The 4,671-nt window shown below is 64.4% G+C and carries 3 protein-coding genes and 1 pseudogene; 2 read left to right on the top strand and 2 right to left on the bottom strand.

Translation table 11 applies throughout. The features are described from left to right. The coding region (locus WCJ41_RS20170; protein ID WP_336907632.1) for a glycine betaine ABC transporter substrate-binding protein at positions 1-566 on the bottom strand (566 nt) is incomplete at its 3' end. Positions 567-725: 159 nt separating this feature from the next. Here WCJ41_RS20170 and torR point away from each other — a divergent pair. Then, positions 726-1,445, top strand: a complete 720-nt coding sequence (torR, locus tag WCJ41_RS20165) for a two-component system response regulator TorR (protein ID WP_336907631.1) — start codon at positions 726-728, stop codon at positions 1,443-1,445. Here the strand turns inward: torR and torS are convergent. Further along, on the bottom strand, positions 1,393-4,350 hold the full coding sequence (gene torS / locus WCJ41_RS20160) for a TMAO reductase system sensor histidine kinase/response regulator TorS (RefSeq protein WP_336907630.1): 2,958 nt from the start codon (positions 4,348-4,350) through the stop codon (positions 1,393-1,395). The genes torR and torS overlap by 53 nt on opposite strands. Before the next feature lie 70 nt (positions 4,351-4,420). Here torS and WCJ41_RS20155 point away from each other — a divergent pair. Then, positions 4,421-4,671, top strand: a pseudogene (locus tag WCJ41_RS20155) (TMAO reductase system periplasmic protein TorT); the annotation flags it as partial.

Below are 4,671 nucleotides of genomic sequence, written 5' to 3'. Positions count from 1 at the left end.
GCCTGGAGTTCGGCCCACAGCGTGGCTGCCTGACCGACCGGCACTTCCTGGAAGTTCATCTTCAGCGCCTGGATGCGCTCCGAGTAATGCTTACCCCAGTCGGCCGGCGGTCCGACGAAGCGGCCCTTGGAGCCGGTTTCGGCGGTTGCCAGCTTGGCAGCGCAGGCATCGAGCGCCTTCCAGTCCGGCAGGCCCGGGCACATCTCGTTCATGTAGGCGGGATACCACCAGTCCTCACGCGTCACGGCGGCGTGCGCACCGTAGTCCACGGCTCCGCCCGTCAGCGACTTTTCGAAGGGTTCGGCCATGGAGCCTTCCCAGACTTCGACCTGGAAGTCCATGTCGCCTGCCGCGATGGCGGTGAATTGCAGCTGCGTATCCGACGACTTGTACTCGACCTTGTCGCCTTGCGACTCGAGCACCTGGCCGATCACGTTGGAGAGCACGACCTGGCTCGTCCAGTTGTTGGTCACGATCTTGATGGGATCGCTCGAGTCCTCCGCGAAAGCACTGCCGGACACGAGGCCCAGGGCTCCGAGAAGAGCGATCGTCCTAACGTAGTTCATGCGTCCCTCCATTTGTGTTTTTGGCGGCCGATCTCTGGTGCCGTCCGCTGCGCTTTACTGTCCTGCGCCGCATGGAACGATAGCGGCAGCCTGTGAAGCGGTTGGCAGAACTTCGTGAAAGCTCTGGTAGGATTTGTGAAATCTTGTTAAAATGTGGGGATGAAGGTCTTTCCCGCCCATATCCTAATCGTCGAGGACGATCCGGTTACCCGCGCCAAGCTCGCCGCCTACTTCAAGGCGGAGGGCTATCGCATCAGCGAGGCGGAAGATGGCGAGACGATGCGGGACATCATCGCGACCGACCCTGCCGACCTGCTGATGATCGACATCCAGCTTCCCGGAGAGGACGGGTTGCGGCTGACGCGGGAGCTTCGTGCGCAGTCAGATGTTGGCATCATCCTTGTAACAGGACGCAGCGACGCGGTGGACCGCATCGTCGGACTGGAGATCGGCGCTGACGACTATGTGACCAAGCCTTTCGAGCAGCGCGAGTTGCTGGCGCGGGTTAAGAACCTGCTGCGCCGGGTTAAAAGCAGTGGAGCAAGTGGTGCCGCTGCCCCCAAGAAGCGCCAGTTCCAGGGCTGGACCTTCGACCTTGCAAGCCGGACCCTCAGCAGTGCCGACGGAACGTTCGTCGACCTCACGCGCGCAGAATTCAAGGCTTTGGCCCTGCTCACCTCCAACACTGGCCAGGTACTGTCACGCGACCGGCTGCTGCATGAGATCGCCCACCGCGACTGGGACCCGTCCGACCGCACGGTGGACGTGGTGATCCGCCGCCTGCGCAAGAAACTGGGGGATGACGCCAGCCATCCGCGCCTCATCGTCACCTCACACGGAGAGGGGTATCTCTTCGCGGTTCCACTCGAGCGGGCATAGCGGGATCCTCCCCGTCGGCAAGAAGCCTGTTGGCTTCGGCCAAGGTCTCGCCGATGAGATCAGCGAGGCCTGCGACAGACACGCGGCAGGCCATAATGTCCCCGTTCCGCGCTGCAGTTTCGATCCGGGCGAAGATTTGCTGCAGGAGGCTGAAGCCCGCCGCAGAGGCAGAACTGTAGCCGGCATGCGCCACGCTGGCGAGCCTAGTGGCATCATTCGCCGCAAGTGCCACGCACAGATCCGACAGCCGCTCCGGCAGCGTCTTCGCCGAAATTGCCAGTATCTTCCGCATCTGATCAGCGCCCAGCGCCGCCAGATCCGCCTGCCATGCTGCCTCGTCGATCGCCGGGATGGAAACAGGCGTGCCCTGGGCTTGCGCGATGGCACCCGCCAGCGCCTCCGGCGTCAGGGGCTTCGGTACATAGGACACCATGCCGGAAGCGAGATAGGTTTCCACCTCCTGCGCAAAGACATGCGCCGACATGGCGATGAAGCTAATGGGCGATGGCGCCAGCGCCTCGCGGATTAGGCGGGCTGTTGACAAACCGTCAAGCCCGGGGAGGCTAATGTCCATCAGCACGATGTCGGGCTTCAGTTCCTGCGCCAGCGCGAGGGCCTCGTAGCCATCGCGCGCCACGCTGCAGCGATGCCCCAGCGCCCGGATGAAGTGCACGGCCACCTCGCGTGTCGCGTCATCGTCTTCAACAATCAGGATCGACTGGCTGGCGCCCTGCGGCGCAACTCCTTCGGCAGCTGTAGCCACCATCGGTGGCTCTGCTACATCGAGGTCGAGCACGAAGGTGAAGGTACTGCCCTGTCCAGGCCCAGACTCGACGTTGAGCGTGCCGCCGAGAGCCTGCGCCAGACCGCGCGAGATCGACAGGCCAAGGCCGGTGCCACCATAATGGCGGGTGATCGAACTGTCGGTCTGGGTGAAGGACTCGAAGACGCTCTGGCGCTTTGCCTCGGGGATGCCGATGCCGGTGTCGGCGACCGAGATGGCAAGTCTTTGACGGACTTGCCCGAACGGCGTGGAGGCGGCCCGCAAGGTAACCTTGCCGCTGGGCGTGAACTTGATGGCGTTGCTGACAAGATTGAAGAGAACCTGCCGGATCTTTCCGGCATCGCCCTCAAACCATGCCGCGATGTCCGGCGCCATGGCGAGTTCGAGCGTCAAACCCTTCTCCTCGGCAGATGGCCGCATCAGCGCGACGATGCCGGCCAGCGTTTCGTCGAGCCGGAACACCACCGGGTCGACCGTGATCTTGCCGGACTCGATCTTCGAGTAATCCAGGATGCTGTTGAGAATGCCCATCAGCGCCTCGCCGGAGGCGGAGGCGGTGGCGACGCGATGCGTCTGTTCAGGCCCCGGCCGACCATCCTTCAGCAACCGCAGCATGCCGAGCATGCCAGTCATCGGCGTCCTGATCTCATGGCTCATGGTGGCCAGGAAGTCGGACTTGGCGCGGCTGGCGCGCTCTGCGGCTTCGCGCGCGGAGGCATGGCTCGTCACCTCATGCTCGAGTTGCGCTGTACGCTCCGCCACCAGTTCGCGGAGTTCCTCGCGGTGGCGGCGCAGCTCCTCGTTGGTGCGCTCGCGTTCGGCTTCCAGTTCTGTGCGCTCGCGTGATACATCGCGGAAGGCGGTGACGGCCTCCGCAAGGTCCTTGAGCTCATGCGTGCCTCCCTGCCTCACGTCGACCGCAAGGTCGCCGAGGGTGAGCCGTCGCATCGCCTGTGCCAGCTCCTGCAGGCGGCGCACCACACCGCGTTCCACATAAAGCCAGACGATCAGCCCGGAGATCAGCACGGCGATGGCGGTCGTGGCCAGCAGCGCGAGGAGGCCCGCCGAGACTGCACGGTCGGCCTGAGCCGAGGCGGCGAGCGCGAAGCCCCGTGCATTGCTCACCACCGTCTGTGCAACATCGGTGAGTTTGCCGGATAGCAGCCGGTTACTCTCGGCCACTTTGTCCAGCTCCTCGCCGATGTCGATCAGCCGCAGCCGATCCTCGAACAGGCTGGAGTTGACCTTCATCTCGCCCACTGCCGATCGCAGCGCCAGGAGTTGTTCCTCTGCCTGGGCCCGGCGGATGGGATCATCGATCCCGGACACGCGCCGCTTCACGATACGGAGATTGGCTGCAAAATCGCTGGAGAGAGCCAGCACCTCGTCACGCGTCACCGCGCGTGAGAGGCGGTTGGTCAGCAGCGCCAGCTGGGAGGCGCGCAGGCGCAACTCCCACATGCGATCGAGAAGGTAGATGTCCTGCTCGATCAGCCGGTCGAGCGCATCATAGGCTTGTGTGCGCGTGCCTTCGCCGTCGATGAGGCCGTAGAGGCCTGCCACCACGGCGGAGGCTCCCGCCGAGGCGTTCGACACCAGCGTCTCGGAGAGATCGACGAGATTGGTCGCTGCAGCCAGCGTGCTCTCCGCACGCCGGTCGAAGCCGCGGAGCAGTTGCAGCCTGGTGGTCACCAATCGGTTCTGCTCGCTCAAATTCGCGATCAAGGTCTCCGCATTGCCCGAGAGCTGGGTGAGCAGCGGATAATCCAGATTCGACATTGCTGCGTCCGCGAGGTCCCGCCGGATGTCGGCGGCAAGCACATTGATCTCCTCGGCATGCCGTGCCCGCGTGGCCTCGTCCGGGGACGCAGCCAAAGACTGGCCGGCGGCAAGAATGCGGGTGGTGGCATCGCCCGTCGCCTGGGCGGCGGCCACCGCCGGCAGCGCCTCCTCCGTGATGCGCGACTGGGCCTTTGAAACGTCGCGCAGGATCCACCAGCCGGCAACGCCCGACGACAGCGACAGCGCCGCGATGCCGAGGAAGGCGATGAACAGCCGCGCGCCGATGCCGAGCCGCGAAAACAGTTTGCCCCTCCCTACCCTGCCATTTCCTGCCGCCATGAGGCTTGCCCTCCGGCAGGAACCCGCTAGCTTCATGATACAGCGTAAGCTGGTTTCAGGAACACGCCAAATGAGACCCCTCCTTGCCGCCCTCGCCCTGCTCGCCCTCACGGGCGCCTGCCATGCGGCGGATACATGGGAGCTGGAGAGCTGGAACCCGCCCTTCGACTACCGCGGCACGCCCGCCGAGATCTCCTACCAGCCATTGGAAAAGGCCCGGAAACACTGGCGCATCTGCGCTTCCTATCCGCACCTCAAGGATTCCTACTGGCTCTCCGTCAACTACGGCATGGTGCGCCATGCCCGGAAGCTGGGCATTGC

Source organism: Aestuariivirga sp. (assembly GCF_037139295.1).
Lineage (GTDB): Bacteria > Pseudomonadota > Alphaproteobacteria > Rhizobiales > Aestuariivirgaceae > Aestuariivirga.
This window is presented reverse-complemented; position numbering and strand designations above follow the sequence as displayed.

Coding starts and splice junctions, on each gene's coding strand:
- torS (WP_336907630.1), bottom strand. CDS start 4,350: ATGGCGGCAGGAAATGGCAGGGTAGGGAGGGGCAAACTGTTTTCGCGG.
- torR (WP_336907631.1), top strand. CDS start 726: ATGAAGGTCTTTCCCGCCCATATCCTAATCGTCGAGGACGATCCGGTT.